The 19,372-nt window shown below is 65.0% G+C and carries 18 protein-coding genes and 1 pseudogene; 3 read left to right on the top strand and 16 right to left on the bottom strand.

What is annotated here, in order from left to right; genetic code table 11:
* Window positions 1-2: 2 nt before the first annotated feature.
* The 5 genes from ruvX to HB677_RS05560 form a co-directional block, all read right to left on the bottom strand.
* Window positions 3-464 carry a Holliday junction resolvase RuvX gene (gene ruvX / locus HB677_RS05580; RefSeq protein ID WP_213814692.1) on the bottom strand — a complete coding sequence of 154 codons (462 nt, stop codon included), beginning with the start codon at window positions 462-464 and terminating at the stop codon, window positions 3-5.
* Entirely contained in the window at window positions 464-3,118 is a 2,655-nt protein-coding gene (alaS, locus tag HB677_RS05575) for an alanine--tRNA ligase (RefSeq protein ID WP_213814691.1), read from the bottom strand. The genes ruvX and alaS overlap by 1 nt, the downstream gene beginning before the upstream one ends.
* 76 nt (window positions 3,119-3,194) lie before the next feature.
* Window positions 3,195-3,422, bottom strand: a complete 228-nt coding sequence (locus HB677_RS05570) for a hypothetical protein (RefSeq protein ID WP_213814690.1) — start codon at window positions 3,420-3,422, stop codon at window positions 3,195-3,197.
* A 136-nt stretch (window positions 3,423-3,558) separates the two neighbouring features.
* Window positions 3,559-4,188 carry a 30S ribosomal protein S4 gene (gene rpsD / locus HB677_RS05565; protein ID WP_213814689.1) on the bottom strand — a complete coding sequence of 210 codons (630 nt, stop codon included), beginning with the start codon at window positions 4,186-4,188 and terminating at the stop codon, window positions 3,559-3,561.
* A gap of 265 nt (window positions 4,189-4,453) precedes the next feature.
* Window positions 4,454-5,782, bottom strand: a complete 1,329-nt coding sequence (locus HB677_RS05560) for a replication-associated recombination protein A (RefSeq protein WP_213814688.1) — start codon at window positions 5,780-5,782, stop codon at window positions 4,454-4,456.
* Window positions 5,783-5,911: 129 nt separating this feature from the next.
* Here HB677_RS05560 and HB677_RS05555 point away from each other — a divergent pair, with 129 nt between their 5' ends.
* The 3 genes and pseudogenes from HB677_RS05555 to HB677_RS18295 form a co-directional block, all read left to right on the top strand.
* Window positions 5,912-6,736 (top strand): peptidylprolyl isomerase, encoded by an 825-nt coding sequence (locus HB677_RS05555; RefSeq protein ID WP_213814687.1) that lies wholly within the window; start codon window positions 5,912-5,914, stop codon window positions 6,734-6,736.
* Between the two features lie 115 nt (window positions 6,737-6,851).
* Window positions 6,852-8,084, top strand: a complete 1,233-nt coding sequence (locus HB677_RS05550) for a DUF349 domain-containing protein (protein WP_213814686.1) — start codon at window positions 6,852-6,854, stop codon at window positions 8,082-8,084.
* Between the two features lie 86 nt (window positions 8,085-8,170).
* Window positions 8,171-8,566, top strand: a pseudogene (locus tag HB677_RS18295) (type IV toxin-antitoxin system AbiEi family antitoxin); the annotation flags it as partial.
* A 177-nt stretch (window positions 8,567-8,743) separates the two neighbouring features.
* Here HB677_RS18295 and HB677_RS05545 read toward each other — a convergent pair.
* The 11 genes from HB677_RS05545 to pdxS form a co-directional block, all read right to left on the bottom strand.
* Window positions 8,744-10,999, bottom strand: coding sequence for a bifunctional (p)ppGpp synthetase/guanosine-3',5'-bis(diphosphate) 3'-pyrophosphohydrolase (locus HB677_RS05545; protein WP_213814685.1), 2,256 nt, complete (start codon window positions 10,997-10,999; stop codon window positions 8,744-8,746).
* A gap of 23 nt (window positions 11,000-11,022) precedes the next feature.
* Window positions 11,023-11,373 (bottom strand): rhodanese-like domain-containing protein, encoded by a 351-nt coding sequence (locus tag HB677_RS05540; protein ID WP_307852493.1) that lies wholly within the window; start codon window positions 11,371-11,373, stop codon window positions 11,023-11,025.
* 5 nt (window positions 11,374-11,378) lie between these two features.
* Window positions 11,379-12,389 carry a protein translocase subunit SecF gene (secF, locus tag HB677_RS05535; protein ID WP_213814684.1) on the bottom strand — a complete coding sequence of 337 codons (1,011 nt, stop codon included), beginning with the start codon at window positions 12,387-12,389 and terminating at the stop codon, window positions 11,379-11,381.
* Complete coding sequence (gene secD, locus HB677_RS05530) at window positions 12,389-14,128, bottom strand: protein translocase subunit SecD (RefSeq protein WP_213814683.1); 1,740 nt, start codon at window positions 14,126-14,128, stop codon at window positions 12,389-12,391. The genes secF and secD overlap by 1 nt, the downstream gene beginning before the upstream one ends.
* A 96-nt stretch (window positions 14,129-14,224) precedes the next feature.
* Window positions 14,225-14,659, bottom strand: a complete 435-nt coding sequence (gene yajC, locus HB677_RS05525) for a preprotein translocase subunit YajC (RefSeq protein ID WP_213814682.1) — start codon at window positions 14,657-14,659, stop codon at window positions 14,225-14,227.
* A 69-nt stretch (window positions 14,660-14,728) separates the two neighbouring features.
* Window positions 14,729-15,775, bottom strand: a complete 1,047-nt coding sequence (ruvB, locus tag HB677_RS05520) for a Holliday junction branch migration DNA helicase RuvB (protein ID WP_307852492.1) — start codon at window positions 15,773-15,775, stop codon at window positions 14,729-14,731.
* Window positions 15,772-16,395 carry a Holliday junction branch migration protein RuvA gene (gene ruvA / locus HB677_RS05515; RefSeq protein WP_213814681.1) on the bottom strand — a complete coding sequence of 208 codons (624 nt, stop codon included), beginning with the start codon at window positions 16,393-16,395 and terminating at the stop codon, window positions 15,772-15,774. The genes ruvB and ruvA overlap by 4 nt, the downstream gene beginning before the upstream one ends.
* A gap of 19 nt (window positions 16,396-16,414) precedes the next feature.
* Window positions 16,415-17,011 (bottom strand): crossover junction endodeoxyribonuclease RuvC, encoded by a 597-nt coding sequence (gene ruvC, locus HB677_RS05510; RefSeq protein ID WP_213814680.1) that lies wholly within the window; start codon window positions 17,009-17,011, stop codon window positions 16,415-16,417.
* A gap of 6 nt (window positions 17,012-17,017) precedes the next feature.
* Complete coding sequence (locus HB677_RS05505; RefSeq protein ID WP_213814679.1) at window positions 17,018-17,779, bottom strand: YebC/PmpR family DNA-binding transcriptional regulator; 762 nt, start codon at window positions 17,777-17,779, stop codon at window positions 17,018-17,020.
* 71 nt (window positions 17,780-17,850) lie between these two features.
* A complete protein-coding gene (gene pdxT / locus HB677_RS05500; protein WP_307852491.1) occupies window positions 17,851-18,459 on the bottom strand; it encodes a pyridoxal 5'-phosphate synthase glutaminase subunit PdxT in 609 nt (202 codons plus the stop codon).
* Window positions 18,449-19,351 carry a pyridoxal 5'-phosphate synthase lyase subunit PdxS gene (gene pdxS / locus HB677_RS05495; protein ID WP_213814677.1) on the bottom strand — a complete coding sequence of 301 codons (903 nt, stop codon included), beginning with the start codon at window positions 19,349-19,351 and terminating at the stop codon, window positions 18,449-18,451. Before pdxS ends, pdxT begins: the two co-directional genes overlap by 11 nt.
* Window positions 19,352-19,372: the final 21 nt, after the last annotated feature.

Here is a 19,372-nt window from a genome sequence, read left to right as displayed (position 1 = left end):
ATCTACTGTCCTTCGTCGGGATCAACGACAACGCCAGGGGGGCGGCCCGCTGTGCGCTCGAAGTCGAGGGCATGTTGCACGATTATAACGGCGGCAACCTGGTCAATCACAGATCGTGAGGATTTAACCGTGCGCCCCGAGGCACGCAGGGCCGCCTGTGCGGACACGGTCGACAGTCGCTCGTCAACCATCCGCACGGGCAACGGGGTCGCGTTCGCCAGCGCCTGAGCGAAACCCTGCGCGTCTTCGGTCGACGGTGTGCGTCCCCCGGACAACGACAGTGGAAGGCCCACGATCAGCTCCGTGGCATCCACTTCCGCAGCGATCGCGAGGATGCGTGCAACGTCGCCGCTGCCGCGGGGCACCGTCTCGACCGGCGTCGCCAGCATGCCGTGGAAGTCGGTGCGCGCAATGCCGATGCGCACCTTCCCCACGTCAACGCCGACGCGAACTCCCGATCGCACTATCCGGCGACGCTCGCGCTAATGGCGTCCAGCGCTGTCGGGATCGCGGCGAGGTCGGAACCGCCACCCTGGGCGAGGTCGTCCTTGCCGCCACCACCGCCACCGAGGATCCCGGCAGCAAGCTTGGCAAGCACGCCCGCGCGAACTCCCGTGGAGCGCGCGGCATCGTTCGTGGCGACGATCACGGCGGGCTTGCCCGCAACGTCCGCAGCCAGGGCGATGACCGCGGCGTCGGAACCAAGACGGTCACGAACAGTTGTCGCCAGGGAGCGCAGGTCATCGGGCGTGTTGACGCTGCCGACGTTCTGAACAACGAGGCGCACGTTTCCGACCCTGGACGCGGTCGCGACCAGCGCGGGCACGCGGTCGGCCAGTTCGGCCGCCTCGTACTGCGCAATGCGCTTCTCGGCAGACTTCAGGTTCGCAACCAGGTCCGCGATGCGGTCGGGCAGCTGCTCACGCGGGGTCTTCAGGGACGAGGTGAGCTGCGACACGATCGCGCGCTCCGTCGTGAGATCACGGAACGCGTCGAGACCCACGAGGGATTCGATGCGCCGCGCGGTCGACCCGATGGAGGATTCGCTCGTCAGGCTGATGAGCCCGATCTCCGCCGAGCGACGCACGTGGGTGCCGGCGCAGAGTTCGAGCGACCAGGGGCTGCCGATCTCCACGACACGAACGGTGTCGCCGTACTTCTCGCCGAACAGCGCCATTGCGCCGAGTGACTTCGCCTCCGCCAGCGGAAGAATGCGCGTGGTCACCTCGAGGTTGTCGCGCACCGCGTTGTTTGCGATGTTCTCGATCTCGCTGCGGGTCGCCGGAGACAGCGGCTGGTTCCAGTTGAAGTCGAGGCGCGCGTATCCCGCCTTGTTGTACGAGCCGGCCTGGTGCGCGTCATTGCCGAGCGTCTGGCGAAGTGCCGCGTGAATGAGGTGGGTCGCGGAGTGAGCCTGGGCAGCGGCGTGGCGCCACACGGGGTCGACAACGCTGGTGGCGTCATCCCCCACTCCCACTTCGCCGGACCGCACCTGCACGCGGTGGCTGACGAGTCCCTTGATGGGTCGCTGTACGTCGAGAACCTCGAGGTCGAAGCCCTTGCCGACGATGCTGCCGGAGTCTGCCTCCTGACCACCCGACTCGGGGTACAGGGCGGTCTCCGCGAGGATGATCTCGGCGATGTCGCCGACGACGGCGCGATCGACGGACGCCCCGTCCACGATGATTCCGAGGATGGTGCTGTCGGTGGTGAGCAGTTCGTAGCCCGTGAAGACCGTTTCGCCCTGCGCGCGGAAGTCGCCGTACACGGACATGTCCGCCAACGCCGTCTTCTTCGCCTTCGCGTCGGCCTTCGCCATTGCGCGCTGCTCGGACATGAGGCGGTCGAACGCGTCGCGGTCAACACTGAGTCCGGCCTCCTCCGCCATTTCGAGCGTGAGGTCGATCGGGAAGCCGAACGTGTCGTGCAGCTGGAACACCGTGTCGCCGGGAATCTCGGTCGCGCCGGAGTTCTGCGTGGACGCAACCGCGAGGTCGAGGATGCTCGTGCCGCTGGCCAGGGTACGCAGGAAGGTTTCTTCCTCGCCCAGCGCCAGTCGTGAGATGCGGTCGAAGTCGGTCTCGACCTCCGGGTACGCGGCCTTCATGGCATCGCGCGACGCGGGGAAGAGCGATCCGAAGGTGGGGTCTTCGACGCCGAGAAGACGCATGGAGCGGATGCTCCGGCGCAGGAGCCTGCGGAGGATGTACCCGCGGCCCTCGTTGCTGGGGCGAACACCATCGGACATCAACATCAGGGACGACCGGACGTGGTCCGCGATGACGCGCATCCGCACGTCGTCGTCGTGGTCGGCGCCGTACCGGCGGCCCGACAGCTCCGCGGCCATGTCGAGGACCGGGCGCACCTGGTCGATCTCGTACATGTTCTGTACGCCCTGCTTGAGGAACGCGACGCGCTCGAGTCCCATGCCGGTGTCGATGTTCTTCTTCGGCAGGTCGCCGAGGATGGGGAAGCTGTTCTTGGTTCCCTCGCCGCGCAGATACTGCATGAAGACCAGGTTCCAGATCTCCACGTAACGGTCGTCATCGGTTGCGGGACCGCCATCGACGCCGTACTCGGGTCCGCGGTCGAAGAAGATCTCCGAGCAGGGGCCGGCGGGGCCGGGCTGGCCGGTCGACCAGTAATTGGTGTCCATGTCGAGGCGCTGGATGCGCTCGTCGGGCAGTCCGGCGATCTCTTTCCAGAGCAGAGCAGCTTCGTCGTCGTCCTTGTAGACGGTGACCCAGAGGTCCTTTTCGTCGAATCCAAAGCCACCGGATGACTCGGATGACGTCAGCAGCTCCCACGCATACTCGATCGCCTCGCGCTTGAAGTAGTCGCCGAACGAGAAGTTACCGTTCATCTGGAAGAACGTGCCATGACGGGGCGTCTTGCCCACTTCTTCGATGTCGTTGGTGCGGATGCATTTCTGCACGCTGGTCGCCCGGGGGTACGGCGCGGGCACGAGACCCGTGAGGTACGGCACAAACGGCACCATGCCGGCGACGGTGAAGAGCAGGGTGGGGTCGTCGCTCACGAGTGAGGCCGATGGCACCACCGTGTGTCCGCGGTCGCCAAAGAAGTTGAGCCAGCGGCTCTGAATGTCTGCGGTCTGCATGAGTTCCCGATTGTGTTGCAGGTGGTACGGCCGTTCAGGCCGCAGGGTGTTTCGTCTCTCGGCGCGGAGCGCGGAGTTACTTGATCTTTTTTGCTGCCTTTGTGGCGGCGTCTTCGATGTCCGATACGGCGGAGCGCAGCTCGGCCTCGCGCTGCTTGTAGCCGTCAACGATCGCGGAGGCGAAGTCGTGGGACTTACCGTTCACGTCGTCGAAGAACTTCTTGCCACCGGGAGTCTTCGATACCTCGTGAGCCACGACGAATCCGACGGCAATTCCGACGATGAGCCAAAATACGTTCTTCATGACGTCTCCCTAACCTGTGGCGAGCAATTATCCGATCCAGCTTACTTGCTGGCACGCGCGCGCGATGTTGCCGGGCCATACGCAAAATGCGGGCCGCCCGAAGGCGACCCGCATTTTCCGTGCTGCGTGCTAGTGACTAGCGAGCTGCGTAGTACTCAACGACCAGCTGAACTTCACAGGTCACGGGGACCTCTGCGCGCAGCGGACGACGGATGAGACGAGCCTGCAGCTTGTCCAGCTCCACCTCGAGGTACGGCGGCAGCTTCGGAAGCAGGTCGACGTGACCGCCGGCAGCTGCAACCTGGAACGGCTCGAGGCCCTCGCTGGAAGCGTGAACGTGAACGAGCTGTCCCGGCTTGACGCGGAACGACGGGCGGTCAACGCGCTGTCCGTCAACAAGGATGTGACGGTGAACGATGAGCTGGCGAGCCTGAGCCGTGGTGCGGGCGATGGCGGAGCGAACGAGGATGGCGTCGAGACGCATCTCGAGCAGCTCAACCAGGTTCTCACCGGTCAGTCCCTGGGCGCGACGCGCTTCCTGGAAAGCGATCTTCAGCTGGGCCTCGCGAATGCCGTACTGGGCGCGCAGACGCTGCTTCTCACGCAGACGGACGGCGTAGTCGCTGTCCTGCTTGCGCTTGGTGCGGCCGTGCTCACCCGGAGCGTACGGACGCTTCTCGAGGTATTTGGCCGCCTTCGGCGTGAGGGCGATGCCCAGCGCGCGCGAAAGGCGGGTCTTGCTACGTGTACGTGACTTGGTAGACACAGTGTCCTTATTCTCTAAGTTAATGAATGGCAGCCCGGCCTCTCGCGCTCACGCATGAACGCGCAGCAGGATGCCCGGATTAATTCAGAGGGATTTGCCGCGGAACCTGGTCGGCTACAGACCTGAGTTTCCTTGACCGGATTCCCGCAGCAGCCGTGCGCGGTAAACCAGTGTTTGGCAGCGTCTAGGTTAGCACGACGAGGAACGGTTCCGGCCAACGATTTCTCCGCGGGTCGCCGCACCGCCGAGCGACCGATGACACCCATTACTTGCCGCGGATGATCCGGCGGAGCTTCTCCCACCGCGCCGACACATCCCGCTCGTTCCCGTGCTCGGTCGGACGGTAATAGGCGGTGTTGCGCAGCTCGGTGGGGAGGTACTGCTGTTCCACCACACCGAGGTCGGAGTCGTGGGAGTACTTGTATCCCTTGCCGTGACCGAGGCGCTTCGCCCCGGGATAGTGGGCATCGCGCAGCGGCTTGGGGACGCGACCGAAGTTTCCCGCGCGAACATCGGCGATCGCGGCATCCAGCGCCATATACGACGCATTCGACTTGGGAGCCGAGGCGAGGTAAACGACTGCCTCGGCGAGAGGAATCCGCCCCTCGGGCATCCCGATGAACTGCACCGCGTCGGCCGCGGCCACGGCGATCACGAGCGCTTGGGGATCGGCCATACCGATGTCCTCCGACGCACTGATGATGATCCGCCGAGCAATGAACCGCGGGTCTTCCCCCGCCTCGATCATGCGGGCGAGGTAGTGCAGGGCGGCATCCACGTCCGAGCCGCGCACCGACTTGATGAAGGCACTGATCACGTCGTAGTGCTCGTCCCCCTGGCGGTCGTACCGCAGGAGGGCCCTGTCCACCGCCAACGCCACCGTGTCGTCGGTAACGACCGGCTTGCCATCATCCGCCGTCGATGTGGCAGACAGCGCGGCTGCCTCCAGCGCGGTCAGCGCACGCCGGGCATCGCCCGAGGAGAGGCGAATGAGGGCGGCGCGGGCCTCGGGCGCCAGGGTGATCGCGCCCTTAAGTCCCCGCGGATCGGCGACCGCCCTGTCGATGACGATGCCCAGGTCGTCGTCGCTCAGCTGTTCCAGCGTGAGAAGAAGGGAGCGGGACAGCAGCGGCGAAATGATGGAGAACGAGGGATTTTCCGTTGTCGCTGCGATGAGAATGACCCAGCCGTTCTCCACGCCGGGCAAGAGCGCATCCTGCTGGGCCTTGCTGAAGCGGTGGATCTCGTCCAGGAACAGAACGGTCGTCGTGCCGTAGAGGTCACGGTTGGACAGCGCCTGCTCCATCACCTTGCGCACATCTGCAACGCCCGCGTTGACGGCGCTGAGTTCCACGAAGTTACGACCGGAACTGTGGGCGATCGCCTGGGCGAGCGTCGTCTTGCCCGTGCCGGGCGGCCCCCAGAGGATCACGGAGACCGAGCCCTGCTCCCCCGACTTATCGGAGGCGAGGCTCACCAGGGGGGAACCCGGGCCAAGGAGATGACGCTGGCCCGCGACCTCATCGAGTGACGTCGGGCGCATGCGGACCGCCAGCGGCGTCGCGCCACCGCGCAATCCCTGCCGCATCTCCATCCCGCAATGCTAACCGCGACCCACGACACCGCCGGGCACCCGGTCACGAAGCTCGTGCGCATTTGGCCCGCCTCACGGCGGCACCGTAAAGTTCATCAGGGCATCCCGCACCGCACTTACGGAGGACACGTGGCACCGAGCAAGAACACTGCACGCGAGGTACGCGAGGCGCGAGAGCGACTTCGTCGGTACAACGCGCGACAGGCCGTGCACACGCAGCAGGTGACGCGCCGCAAGCGCGACAACATCATCGCCGTCATCGGCGTCGTCGTCATTGTCGCGCTGGCCACCCTCACGCAGGTCTTCTACTTCACCGGTGGTCCCGGCAAGCCTCTGCCTCTGCCGTCCTCGTCGGCCTCGGCTACCCCGACGCCGACGGCGACCCCCACGCCAACGCCGACCGCCGACGCGAACGTGGGCGCCATTCCCTCCCCGTCCGTCGCGGAGAACCGCACGTGGACGGGTGACCTCACCCTCAACAAGGTGGCGCTCGGAATCTCGCTGGACGGCGCCGCTGCCCCGCAGGCAGTGGCATCCTTCGTCACCGACACCAAGTCGGGCTACTACACGGGCAAGACCTGCCACCGGCTGACAACCGGTGCCGGCCTCCTGGTGCTGCAGTGCGGTTCCCTGACCGGCGACGGCCAGGGTGATCCCAACTACAGCTACGGCCCCGTCGAGAACGCGCCGGCCGATGGCGTCTATCCCGTCGGAACCATCGCCCTGGCGCGGAGCGACTCGCAGTACTCGCAGGACCACCAGTTCTTCATCGTGTACGGCGACACCACGCTCCCCACGGACGGCGGCGGCTACACGGTCATCGGTAAGGTCACGAGCGGACTCGATGCGCTGCAGAGCCAGATCATTTCCAGCGGCGTGGCCGCATCCGCGACAACTCCCACCGATGGGCCTCCCGCCATCGCGACGACGATCACCGCCGTCAGCGTCAAGTAACTTTCCCAAGAACTCCTCTTTACCCAAATCGAACGAGCTCGCCGATTGCGGCGTGCAATAGGCTGGTGCCCGGTCGGTTAGAGGCAATCGGCCCGAGCAGCAAGGTGAAATTAACGTGGCTACAGACGATCAGACCCCATGGGGACGCGTCGACGAGACGGGAACCGTTTACGTCCGCGAGGCGACAGGCGAGCGTGCCGTCGGTCAATACCCCGACGGAACTCCCGAAGAGGCGCTTGCCTACTTCGAGCGCAAGTTTGTTGAATTGGCCGGACAGGTCACTCTTCTCGAGCAGCGCGCGAAACGTGGCGCACCCGCCAGCGACATCGCCAAGACGGTGGCGAGCCTCACGGCGACGCTGGCCGACGCTAACGCCGTTGGCAATCTCGCAGCGTTGCGAACGCGACTCGAGGCGCTGGGTGGCGCCGTCACCGAGTTGACGGAGAAGCAGACCGAAGAGGCCAAGGCGGCAGTCAGCGAGGCCCTCGCAGAGCGCGCGGCCCTCGTCGCGGAAGCTGAGGCGCTTGCGGCCCAGGACCCGGCGAAGGCTCAGTGGAAGCAAGTCACCGCCACACTCGATGACATCTTCGCCCGCTGGCAGAAGCACCAGCAGGAAGGCCCACGCCTTCCGAAGAACGAGAGCAACGAGCTGTGGAAGCGATTCCGTGCCGCGCGCAGCACGATCGATACGCACCGCAAGGCGTTCTTCGCCGAGCTGGACAGCACCCACAAGGACGCCCGCACCCGCAAGCAGGAGCTCGTCGCCAAGGCGGAGGCGCTCATTCCCAAGGGCGTCGACGGCATCCCCGGCTACCGGTCACTTCTGGACGACTGGAAGTTGGCGGGCCGCGCCGGAAAGAAGCTGGACGACGCCCTGTGGGCGAAGTTCAAGGCGGCGGGCGACGTTCTCTACTCGGCGAAGTCCGAGGTGGAGGCGATCGACAATGTTGAGTTCGAGGCGAACCTCGCCCTGAAGCTCGAACTCCTCACCGAGGCGGAGCCGCTCCTCACCGAGACCGATCGGGTCAAGGCGAAGGACACCCTCCTGTCGATCCAGCGCCGCTGGGACAAGATCGGCAAGGTTCCCCGCGACAAGGTCAAGCCCATCGAGGACCGCCTGCGCAAGGTCGAGACCGCGGTTCGCAAGCTCGACGAGGATCACTGGCAGAAGAGCAACCCCGAGAAGCAGGCGCGCAGCGAGGGACTGGCCAGCCAGCTCCACAACGCCATCGCCAAGCTCGAGGAAGAACTGGCGGAAGCCAAGGCCAGCGGCAACACCAAGAAGGTCAAGGACGCCCAGGAAGCACTGGACGCCCGCAAGATCTGGCTGGACGCCCTCGGCTCCTAGGTTCGCTCCCCCTCCACAGGGGGCCCGCGTCCACAAATAGCTGTTTCCCGCATCGGGGACGGTCGTGCTCGTCGCACAATTGCGACATGGCGCGGCTGTCCCCGATTTTGCGTACCGACGACTTTCCCTCGACAGAGCTCAGCGCCCTCCGTCTCGACGGGGTCGTTTACCCGCTCGGGGACAGCTACTGCGTGATCGACGAGGTATCCGATGTGCGTCTTCGCGCGACATCCCTCGTGCCCGTTCTGTCTACCCGTCTCATTGCCGCGCGGCTGTCGGCAGCGTGGGTGTGGGGCGCCATCGCGTCCGCGCCCGCTCGCCCGCAGGTGTGCGTTGCGGCGCACGCGCGTCGTCGTCCGGCGGCAACGGCCCGGGTCACCGTGCACGAGGCGGTGCTCACCGCGGCGGACGTAGTAACAGTCGCGGGAATCGGCATCACGACGCCGCGACGAACCGCGATCGACATCGCCCGATTTTCGCTCCGTTTCGGGACACCCGAGGCGACGTGCGGGGCACTGTTGATGAGACTTGCGGGGTTCTCCGCCGCCGAATGCATCGATGAGATGGAGCGCAACAGGAACCTGCCCAACAAGATCCGCGCGGCCAGGCGACTGCGGTCTGCCGAACAACTGCTTCTCGGTGACCTGCGGGAAGAGGAACTATCCGGAGCTGACGCGATACACGTCGTAGACCGCGTCAATCCGCCGTACGGCATTGAGCACACGGTCGAGGTGAGTGGTGTCGCCCATCTCGAAGACGAACCTGCTGAGCGCAAGGCGGTCGCTTGAGGTCGACACGGACGCGGAGAGGATGTTGACGTGAGACTCGCTGAGTACCCGGGTGACGTCCGACAGCAGTCCCGCACGGTCAAGCGCCTCGACCTGGATCTGGACGAGGAACACGCTCTTGGAGGAGGGCGCCCACTCCACGTCGATCATGCGTTCCGGCTCGGTGAGCAGGGATGCCACGTTGTGGCAGTCCGCGCGGTGCACCGAGACACCCGAGCCGCGGGTAACGAATCCGACGATCTGGTCTCCAGGAACGGGCGTGCAGCACTTGGCGAGTTTGACGAGGATGTCAGGAGCGCCGCGCACCAGCACACCGGAATCGCTGTGCCGAAGCTGGCGGCTCTGGCCCTTGGGAGTGAAGGGGATGTCAGCGTCTTCGGTGTCCGCTTCGGACTGCAGCGATGACACAACCTTTTCCAGCACGGACTGGGTGGACACGTGGCCCTCGCCGACCGCGGCATAGAGTGCGGATACGTCCTCGTAGCGCAGCTGGGCCGCGACCTCCGAGAAGGAGTCCTGACTCATCAGCTTCTGTAGCGGGAGGTTCTGCTTGCGCATCGCGCGGGCAATGGAGTCCTTGCCCTGCTCGATCGCCTCCTCGCGACGTTCCTTCGTGAACCACTGGCGAATCTTATTGCGGGCTCGCGGCGACTTGACGAAGTTCAGCCAGTCCTGGCTGGGGCCGGAGTCGGGGTTCTTCGAGGTAAACACCTCGACGGAGTCACCACTCTGCAGCTCGCTCTCCAGCGGCACGAGACGACCGTTGACCTTCGCGCCCATGGTGCGGTGGCCGACCTCGGTGTGCACCGCGTAGGCGAAGTCGACGGGCGTCGCGCCCGACGGCAGGCCAATCACCTTGCCCTGCGGCGTGAAGACGTAGACCTCTTTCGCGCCGATCTCGAAGCGGAGCGAGTCGAGGAACTCTGCGGGGTCGCTCGTGTCGGCTTCCCAGTCGGAGATGTGGGCTAGCCACGCCATGTCGGAGTCTTTTTGCGTAAACGAGTCGGCTCCCTTGCCGCCGTTGACACGCTGCTTGTACTTCCAGTGCGCGGCAACGCCGAACTCCGCACGCTGGTGCATCTCCGGTGTACGGATCTGGATCTCGACGGCGCGACCTTGGGGACCAATGACCGTCGTGTGCAACGACTGGTACAGGTTGAACTTCGGGGTGGCGATGTAGTCCTTGAAACGACCGGGAATCGGATTCCAGCGTGCGTGGATCGATCCCAGCACGGCGTAGCAATCGCGCACCGAGTTCACCAGCACTCGAATGCCGACCAGGTCGTAGATCTCGTCGAAGTCGCGACCTCGCACGATCATCTTCTGGTAGATCGAGTAATACTGCTTGGGACGTCCGACGACGGAGCCGCGGATCTTCGAGGACTTGAGGTCATCCTTGACCGCATCGATGACCTGCTGCACGAATTCTTCGCGCTGCGGGGTGCGCTGGCGAACCAGCGACTCGATCTCCACATACAGCTTCGGATAGAGAACCGAGAAGGACAGGTCTTCCAGCTCCCACTTGATGGTCTGGATACCCAGCCGGTGCGCGAGGGGCGCGTAGATCTCGAGGGTCTCCTGCGCCTTGCGCTCAGCATTGGCCGTGGGAACGAAGCCCCACGTGCGTGCGTTGTGCAGGCGGTCGGCGAGCTTGATCACCAGCACGCGGATGTCCTTCGACATCGCCACAACCATCTTGCGCACGGTCTCCGCCTGCGCGCTGTCGCCGTACTTCAGCTTGTCGAGTTTGGTGACGCCATCGACGAGCATGGCGACCTCGTCGCCGAAGTCCTTCCGCAGCATCTCGAGCGTGTAGTCGGTGTCCTCGACGGTGTCGTGGAGGAGTGCGGCGGCGAGGGTCTTAGAGCCGATGCCGAGGTCGGCGAGAATCTGGGCCACCGCAACCGGGTGCGTGATGTACGGCTCGCCACTCTTACGCTTCTGACCCCGGTGCGCCTTCTCGGCAGCGGCGTACGCACGCTCGATCAGGGCGATGTCGGCCTTGGGGTGGTGCAGCTTGACGGTCTTAATCAGACGATCGACGGCCCCGGCCGGCTGGGCCTTCGAGAAGATGCGAGGGATAAGAGTGCGCAGCGACGACGTGTTTTGCGTCGTCGTTTCCGTCATCTACAAACCCTTCCGAGTTCAGTCTAAACGAGAGCGGAGCCGGTGCCGTCGACGACGACTACGCCTCCAGCGGACTGCCACCCCATCATGCCGCCGGCGACGTTGACCACGTCGTATCCCTCCTGCGAGAGGAAGTCCACGACCCGGGCGGAGCGCGCGCCACTATGGCAGATGACCATTACCGGCTTGTCGGCAGGGATCTCGTCGACGCGGGACTGCAGCTCGGACATCGGGATCAGGTGCGCGGTGGGGGCATGGCCCCTGTCCCACTCATCCTGCTCACGTACGTCCAGCAGCCAGCCACCGTCGGCGGTGGCGGCGATCGCCTCCGCTGAAGTGAGCTCAGCGGAGGCGGACGCAGATGATTCGGCCACGGTGACTACTTGGCGATCGTCGCGGCGGAGCGAGCCGTGTTCAGTCGCAGAGCCTGCTTCTTGAACTGTGGCTCACCCTCGCGCAGCTGCGAGTAGAACGGCGCAGCGATGAAAATCGTCGAGTAAGTGCCGACAAGGATTCCGATGAACAGCGACAGCGAGATGTCAACAAGGGTGCCGGCTCCCAGCAGGGCTGCGCCGATGAACAGGATCGCGCCGACCGGGAGGGCGGCGACGATACCGGTGTTGATGGAGCGCACCAGTGTCTGGTTGACGGCGAGGTTGACCGATTCGGCGAACGTGCGACGCGACTCAGGCCCGTTCTCGGCGGTGTTCTCACGGATCTTGTCGAACACCACCACGGTGTCGTAGAGGGAGTAACCGAGGATGGTGAGGAATCCGATGACGGCGGCCGGCGTGATTTCCAGCCCCAGGATGCCGTACACACCCGCGGTAATGATCATGTCGTGGGCGAGTGACACGATGGCAGCCAGCGACATCTTCCAGGTACGGAAGTACAGGGCCATGACGATGGCGGCCAGGATCACGAACACCACGAGGGCACGGATCGCGGAACCGGTGATGTCCGCACCCCACGAGGGTCCGATGAACGACGCCGACACGTTGTCGTTGGAGACGTCAAAGGTCTTGGCGAGAGCCGATCGAACCGCGTCCGAGTCAGCCTCCGACAGCTGCGTGGTCTGGACACGCAGTCCGTTGCCACCAACGACGGACACGCGCGGGGACGCATCAGACACGGTCGCGTCAACGGCGTCGGACGCCTCGTTCTGGAACTTCGCGCTGTTATCCGCGAGATCTGCAATCTTGGAGACGTTGAATTCGGACCCACCACGGAACTCGATACCGAGGACAAACCCTCCGCGGGCGATCGGGATGATGATCGCCGCAGCAAGCATGATCGCCGCGATGATGTACCAGAGGCGGCGACGGCCGACGAAGTCGTAGGAGCGGGCTCCCGTGTAGAGGTCATTGCCGAACTTGGCGAAGCTAGCCATCAGGAGTCCTTCCCGTCAACGGTGGTATCGGAATTCGGCGCGGACTGGCCGGACGCCTTGCGCTCGGCGATGGTCTGGCGACGCGCAGCCTCGCGGCTTGCACCGGCCTTTGCACCCGCTGCCGGTGAACGGAACTGCGCGCGGCCGCGGTAGATAGCACCGAGGGCGTTCGGGTCAAGGCCACTCATCTTGTGACCGCTCGAGAAGTACTTCGTCGTCGCGAGAAGCTGCAGCACGGGGTGGGTGAAGAGCACCACAACAATGACGTCGATGATCGTGGTGAGACCAAGCGTCAGCGCGAAGCCGCGGACGTTGCCGATGGCGAGGATGAACAGCACCGCGGCCGACAGAAGGTTGACCGACTTGGCGGCGTAGATGGTGCGCAGTGCGCGCTTCCAGCCGGCTTCGACGGATGACACGAGGCCGCGCCCATCACGCAACTCATCGCGTATTCGCTCGAAGTAGACGATGAAGGAGTCGGCAGTAAATCCGATTGCCACGATCAGACCCGCGACACCGGCGAGGGAGAGACGATATCCCTCCCGCCACGACAGGATCCCGATGGCCAGGTAGGTGATGACCGCGGCGACCACGAGGGATGCCACCGTGACCAGGCCGAGCAGGCGGTACTGGAACAGGGAGTAGATCACGACGAGCAGCAGACCGATGAGGCCCGCGATCAGGCCGCTGGCGAGCTGCGTCTGGCCGAGTGTGGCGGAGATGACCTGCGAGCTCTGCACCTGGAAGCCGATCGGCAGCGCGCCGAACTTCAGCTGGTCGGCGAGGGTCTTCGACGACTGCTGCGTGAAACTACCGGTGATCTGCGGCTTACCGTCGGTGATGATCGCGTTGGTGGTCGGAGCGGAAATTACCGTGCCGTCGAGGACGATGGCGAACTGGTTCTGTGCTCCGGTCAGTCCGTGCAGTCGCGTGGTGACAGCGGCGAACTGCTTGGTTCCCTCGGAGTTGAAGACGATGTTGACGCCCCACTGGCCGGTGCTGACGCCCTGGCTGTTGGACACGAGCGAGTTGGTCGCGTCGCTGATGGTCGAACCGGCGACCTCAACGGGTCCGAGGATGTACTTGTACTGCACTCCCCCGGCGGCCGTGGTGTCACAGGTGACGAGGGGCTGGTCGGCGGGAGCGACGCTCGCGGCACCGTTCTCGACGTCTTTACAGTCGAAGTTCGTGTACTGGTAGGCCAGTGCGTCGGTGACGTAGTTCAGGTCGCTGGCGTCGGTCGGCTTTACCGTCGGCGTGGCATTCAGCGATGCCGTCGCAGTCGGCGTGGGAGTCGGGGTCGCGGTCGGCGAATCTCCGACGGCACTGGTCGCGGTCGCTTCGGTGACGAGCACCGGGCGGAACTCGAGCTTTGCCGAGGACTTGATGCGCGCGAGCGTCTCCGCATCGGGAACACCGGGGATCGAGACAACGATGGTCTCGTTCGCGCCGCTGCCCTGCGTGGTGATCTCCGGCTCGGAAACGCCGCTGGCGTCGATGCGCTGGCGGATGATCGTCACCGCCTGGCTGAGCTGCTCAGAGGAGACGGTCTGTCCGCTCTCGAGCTTCGGCTCGAGGACGATCTGCGTTCCACCCTCGAGGTCAAGAGCCAGTTTCGGCGCCCAGGTTGCGCCAGCCCACAGGACTCCGCCCCCCAGCAAAGCGGTCATGCCGACGATGATGACCAGTAGCCAGGTCAGTGACCGCCAGGCCTTCTTGACCGGAGTCGATTTTGCCAACTGCAAACTCAGCTTTCTATGAGCGTGCCTGCGCGGTCATCGCGCAGACACGGGAGAGCGGACCGACTTTCGCCGGGCCGCACACAAGGCTAGTGGTTACTCGTCAACCTTCTTGGCCTGCGTCGTGTCGGTGGGCTCGACGCGCTCACCGAATTCGGGCTCGTGCGAAGAGATCTCATCCTTCTTGGCCAGCGCCTCGCGCTCCGCTTCCTCGCGGTTGGCACGCTCGATGGCTTCCTCGACGGAGCGGGGAGCATCGCCTTCGATGTCGCTGCCGGTGACGACCTTCGAGATGGTCTGGCGGTGAACACGGATGATGTTGCCCGGCGACACCTCAACCTCGGCGACGTTGGAGGGCTCATCGATCGAGATCAGCTTTCCGAAGAGACCGAAGTTGGTCATGATCTCGGCGCCGGGAACGATCTGGGAGCGAAGCTCCTCCTGCTGTGCCTTGCGCTTGCGGCTGTTGCGGAACATGAAGAATACGAGAACTGCGAGTACTGCGATTAGCGCGATATTAGCGAAATCCATGGGAAAGCCTTCCGAAGAGAATGAGGGGCCGAATCAGTCGAGAGTGACTGCCTGTGCGGCCATAGGGAATTATAGGTCATCGCCGAACAGGCCACCTGTGGACTGTCTCGTCAAGCCGAAGTGCGCCCACGCCTCGCGGGTGGCGACGCGACCGCGGGGCGTCCTGATCAGCAACCCTATGCGCACGAGGAACGGCTCCACAACGGATTCGATGGTCTCGGCCTCTTCCCCGACGGACACCGCCAGGGTGTTGAGGCCAACGGGACCCCCGTCAAAGCGGGTGAGGATGATCATCATCACGGCACGGTCGAGACGGTCAAGACCGAGGGGGTCGACGTCATAGAGTTCGAGCGCCGCGTGCACTGCTTCGAGGCCGGCACGCGTGTTGTGCACGAGCGCGTAGTCGCGCACCCGGCGCAGCAGACGGTTGGCGATTCGGGGGGTTCCGCGGCACCGGCCGGCGATCTCGGCGAGGGCTTCCTTGTCAATGTCCAGCTCGAGCAGGGCGGCGGCGCGGTACAGCACCTGCTCCAGTTCGGGCTCGTCGTAGAACTCGAGGTGTGCGGTGAAACCGAAGCGATCCCGCAGGGGGTTGGGCAGCATTCCCGACCGGGTGGTCGCGCCCACGAGGGTAAATGGCGCCAGGTCGAGGGGGATGGATGTCGCGCCCGCTCCCTTCCCGACCATGATGTCGATCCGGAAGTCCTCCATCGCCAGGTAGAGCATTTCCTCCGCGGAGCGTGCCATGCGGTGGATCTCGTCGATGAACAAAACTTCACCAGGTGTTAAGGAAGACAGCAGCGCGGCAAGGTCTCCCGCGTGCTGAATAGCCGGTCCACTCGACATCCGCAGCGGCCTGTTGCTCTCATGGGCGATGATCATCGCGAGCGTCGTCTTGCCGAGTCCCGGAGGGCCGGCGAGCAGGATGTGGTCGGGGGTGCGGTTCTGGATGGCAGCGGCCTGCAGCAGCAGTTGCAGCTGCCCGCGCACCTTCGTCTGGCCCACGAACTCCGCGAGCGACTTGGGACGGAGCGCTCCCTCGAAGGCGAGTTCCGCCTCCGACTCCGGGATGGGGCTCAGGATCTCGTCGAGGGCGTCGTCGTTCGATGGCGTCACTGGTCGGATCCTCCGGATTGCTGTGCGGGACCGAGCTTGGTCAGGGCGAGGCGAAGCAGCGCGGGCACGGCCGCGAGTTCGGTCTCAGTGGCGCTGGATACCGCGTCTTCAACGGCGAGACCGGCGACCTTCTCGTTCCAGCCGAGGCCCACGAGCGCGACGAGCACGCTGTCGGCGACGGAGGCAGACTTCGATACCGGAGCGCGACGGGTCGCGGAAATACCGATGAGCTTTCCCGTCAGCGACAGGATGATCAGCTTGGCCGTCTTCGGACCGATACCGCTGACCTTGCGGAAGGCGGCGTCGTCCTCGAGCGCGACCGCCTGGGCGACCTGACCGGGATCGAGTGCCGCCAGAACGCCCATCGCGGACTTCGGGCCGACACCGGTGACACCGCGGAGAGCGTCGAACACAACGAGTTCGTCGGCGTCGGCAAAGCCGAACAAACTGAGATCGTCTTCGCGAACGATCAGCACGGTCAGCACGCGGGCTTCGCTGCCGACCCGCAGGCCGAGGGCGTGCTGTGGAGTCACCTGTACGGACAGGCCCACTCCCCCGACCTCGATAACGACCATGGTCCCCGCGGCAGAAAGCACGGTGCCCCGGACGGAAGAAATCACGAGCGGCGCCTTGAAGAAATCATTGGCCCAGCCTACGAGCGACCACTGACTTCTCGGCCTTGCGCCACGCCTCCTGCGCCGGGGTTAGACCCGACATGCTGGGTGCGGGCGCCGATGAGTCGACGGCGCGCATCGTTCCATTGGAGCGCCATGCGTGACACAGGGCGAGGGCGAGTGCGTCCGAGGCATCCGCGGGCGTTGGAGGCGCGTCCAGCCGCAGGATGCGCTGCACCATGGTGGCGATCTGCTTCTTGTCCGCGGAACCGTAGCCCGTGACCGCGGCCTTGACCTCGCTCGGCGTGTGCAGCCCGACGGACAGCCCACGGGCGGCGGCCGCGTGCATCGCAACACCACTGGCCTGCGCTGTGCCCATGACCGTGCGCACATTGTTTTGCGCGAAGACACGCTCGAGAGCGACGGCCGCGGGCTGGAACTCGTCCAGCAGCGCGGCGATTCCCTCGCCAATGGCGAGCAGTCGTCGTTCGAGGGGCATGTCGGTGGGCGTGCGGATGACGCTCACGTGCACGAGGACGGCGGAGCGGGATGCCTCGACGTCAACGATTCCGACACCGCACCGGGTGAGGCCGGGGTCGATCCCCAGCACCCGGAGCGACACGGACTACTACTCTTCTTCGTCGAGCGCGGCCTGCACGTCGGCGGGAATCTCGAAGTTGCCGTACACGTTCTGTACGTCGTCGTTGTCTTCGAGCGCGTCGATGAGGCGGAAGATCTTCTGCGCGGTCTCGAGGTCGACGGCGATGGTCACGCCGGGGACGAACTCGACATCGGCGGAGTCGTAGTCGATTCCCGACTCCTGCAGGGCTGTGCGCGCCGGCAGCATGTCGTGCGGTTCGGTGATGATCTCGAAGCCCTGGCCGCGGTCATTGACCTCTTCGGCACCCGCATCGAGCACGGCACCGAGAATGTCGTCTTCGGTGACACCGTCGGTCTTCGTGACCGAGATGACGCCCTTGCGGCTGAAGTTGTACGCGACACTTCCGGGGTCGCCCATCTGCCCGCCATTGCGGGTCATGATGGTGCGCACATCGGCGGCCGCGCGGTTGCGGTTGTCCGTGAGGCACTCGATCAGCAGGGCAACGCCGCCCGCCGCGTATCCCTCATACATGATGGTCTGGTAGTCGACGACTTCGCCGAGCTGACCGGAACCACGCTTGACGGCGCGGTCGATGTTCTCGTTCGGGACCGAGGTCTTCTTCGCCTTCTGGATGGCGTCGACGAGGGTCGGGTTACCCGAGAGGTCTGCACCACCGATCTTGGCTGCGACTTCGATGTTCTTGATGAGTTTGGCGAACGACTTGGCACGACGCGAGTCTTTGACTGCTTTTTGGTGCTTAGTGGTTGCCCATTTGGAGTGGCCTGACATGACTCACATTCTAGCGAGAGGTGCGCGGGGCTCCAGCCCCGCACGCGGGTGGGGGAAAATCCGTGCCGCGGTCAGCGCGAACGGATCTTCTCGAGGAAGTACTCGTGGAAACGGTAGTCGCGAGTCACCTCGGGATGGAAGGAGGTGCCGAGAAGGTTTCCCTGCTCGACCGCGACGATCCTGCCGTCGTCCAGGGTGGCAAGCGCCGTCACGGACTCGCCGATGTCCTCGACCACCGGTGCGCGGATGAAGACCGCGTGCATCGGCGGGTCTCCGAGCTCGGGGATGTCGAGGTCGGTCTCGAAGGAGTCGAGCTGCGACCCGAACGCGTTGCGGCGGACCGTGACATCCAGTCCCCCCAGCGTCTGCTGGCCATCGATCGCATCCCGCACGCGGTCGGCGAGCATGATGAGCCCCGCGCAGGTGCCGTACACGGGAAGTCCCGACGCGACCGCAGCCTTCAGCGGCTCCGCCAGGCCGAACAGGCGGCTGAGCTTGTCCATGACCGTCGACTCACCGCCGGGAATGACCAAGCCTGCCACGCGCTCCAGTTCTTCGGGGCGGCGAACGGGGATGGCGTCCGCTCCCAGGGCGCTCAGCACAGCAATGTGCTCGCGGAAATCGCCCTGGAGAGCGAGGACGCCGACGGGCGCGTGCTGTGCCGAGTGACTACCAGCCACGCTCGGAGAGGCGGTGGGGAGCCGCGAGGTCGGACACGTTGATGCCGACCATTGCCTCGCCGAGTCCGCGTGACGCATCGGCGATGACCGACGGGTCGTCGAAGAAGGTGGTCGCCTTGACGATGGCTGCCGCACGCTGCGCGGGGTTGCCCGACTTGAAGATTCCGGAACCGACGAAGACACCATCGGCACCCAGCTGCATCATTAGTGCTGCATCGGCGGGGGTTGCGACTCCGCCGGCGGTGAAGAGTACGACGGGCAGCTTGCCGGTGCGGGCGACCTCGACGACGAGGTCGTACGGTGCCTGCAGTTCCTTGGCGGCGACGTACAGCTCATCGGCCGTCTTGGCGGAGAGGGCAGCGATCTCGCCCTTGATGGTGCGGATGTGCTTGGTGGCCTCGGACACGTCGCCGGTTCCGGCCTCGCCCTTGGAGCGGATCATCGCTGCACCCTCGGTAACGCGGCGCAGCGCCTCGCCCAGGTTGGTGGCACCACAGACGAAGGGAACCGTGAACTTCCACTTGTCGATGTGGTTGATGTAGTCGGCCGGGCTCAGAACCTCGGACTCGTCGATGTAGTCGACACCGAGTGCCTGCAGCACCTGCGCCTCGACGAAATGACCGATGCGGGCCTTGGCCATGACGGGAATGGACACCGCGGCGATGATGCCGTCGATCAGGTCGGGGTCGCTCATGCGTGCGACGCCACCCTGCGAGCGGATGTCCGCGGGAACGCGCTCGAGCGCCATGACGGCTACGGCGCCGGCGTCCTCGGCGATCTTCGCCTGCTCGGCGTTGACGACGTCCATGATGACACCGCCCTTGAGCATCTCGGCGAGTCCACGCTTGACGCGGCTCGTGCCCAACTGTTCTGACGTAGTGGTGTCGCTCATGGTCCTAAATTCTACTTGTTT

It is taken from the genome of Glaciihabitans sp. dw_435, assembly GCF_018449675.1.
Lineage (GTDB): Bacteria > Actinomycetota > Actinomycetes > Actinomycetales > Microbacteriaceae > Glaciihabitans.
This window is presented reverse-complemented; position numbering and strand designations above follow the sequence as displayed.

What these genes read in the sequence shown, in the direction of transcription:
- yajC (WP_213814682.1), bottom strand. Translation starts at nt 14,659, where the DNA reads ATGGATTTCGCTAATATCGCGCTAATCGCAGTACTCGCAGTTCTCGTA.
- HB677_RS05570 (WP_213814690.1), bottom strand. Translation starts at nt 3,422, where the DNA reads ATGAAGAACGTATTTTGGCTCATCGTCGGAATTGCCGTCGGATTCGTC.
- HB677_RS05560 (WP_213814688.1), bottom strand. Translation starts at nt 5,782, where the DNA reads ATGGAGATGCGGCAGGGATTGCGCGGTGGCGCGACGCCGCTGGCGGTC.
- alaS (WP_213814691.1), bottom strand. Translation starts at nt 3,118, where the DNA reads ATGCAGACCGCAGACATTCAGAGCCGCTGGCTCAACTTCTTTGGCGAC.
- secF (WP_213814684.1), bottom strand. Translation starts at nt 12,389, where the DNA reads ATGGCTAGCTTCGCCAAGTTCGGCAATGACCTCTACACGGGAGCCCGC.
- HB677_RS05505 (WP_213814679.1), bottom strand. Translation starts at nt 17,779, where the DNA reads ATGTCAGGCCACTCCAAATGGGCAACCACTAAGCACCAAAAAGCAGTC.
- HB677_RS05545 (WP_213814685.1), bottom strand. Translation starts at nt 10,999, where the DNA reads ATGACGGAAACGACGACGCAAAACACGTCGTCGCTGCGCACTCTTATC.
- pdxS (WP_213814677.1), bottom strand. Translation starts at nt 19,351, where the DNA reads ATGAGCGACACCACTACGTCAGAACAGTTGGGCACGAGCCGCGTCAAG.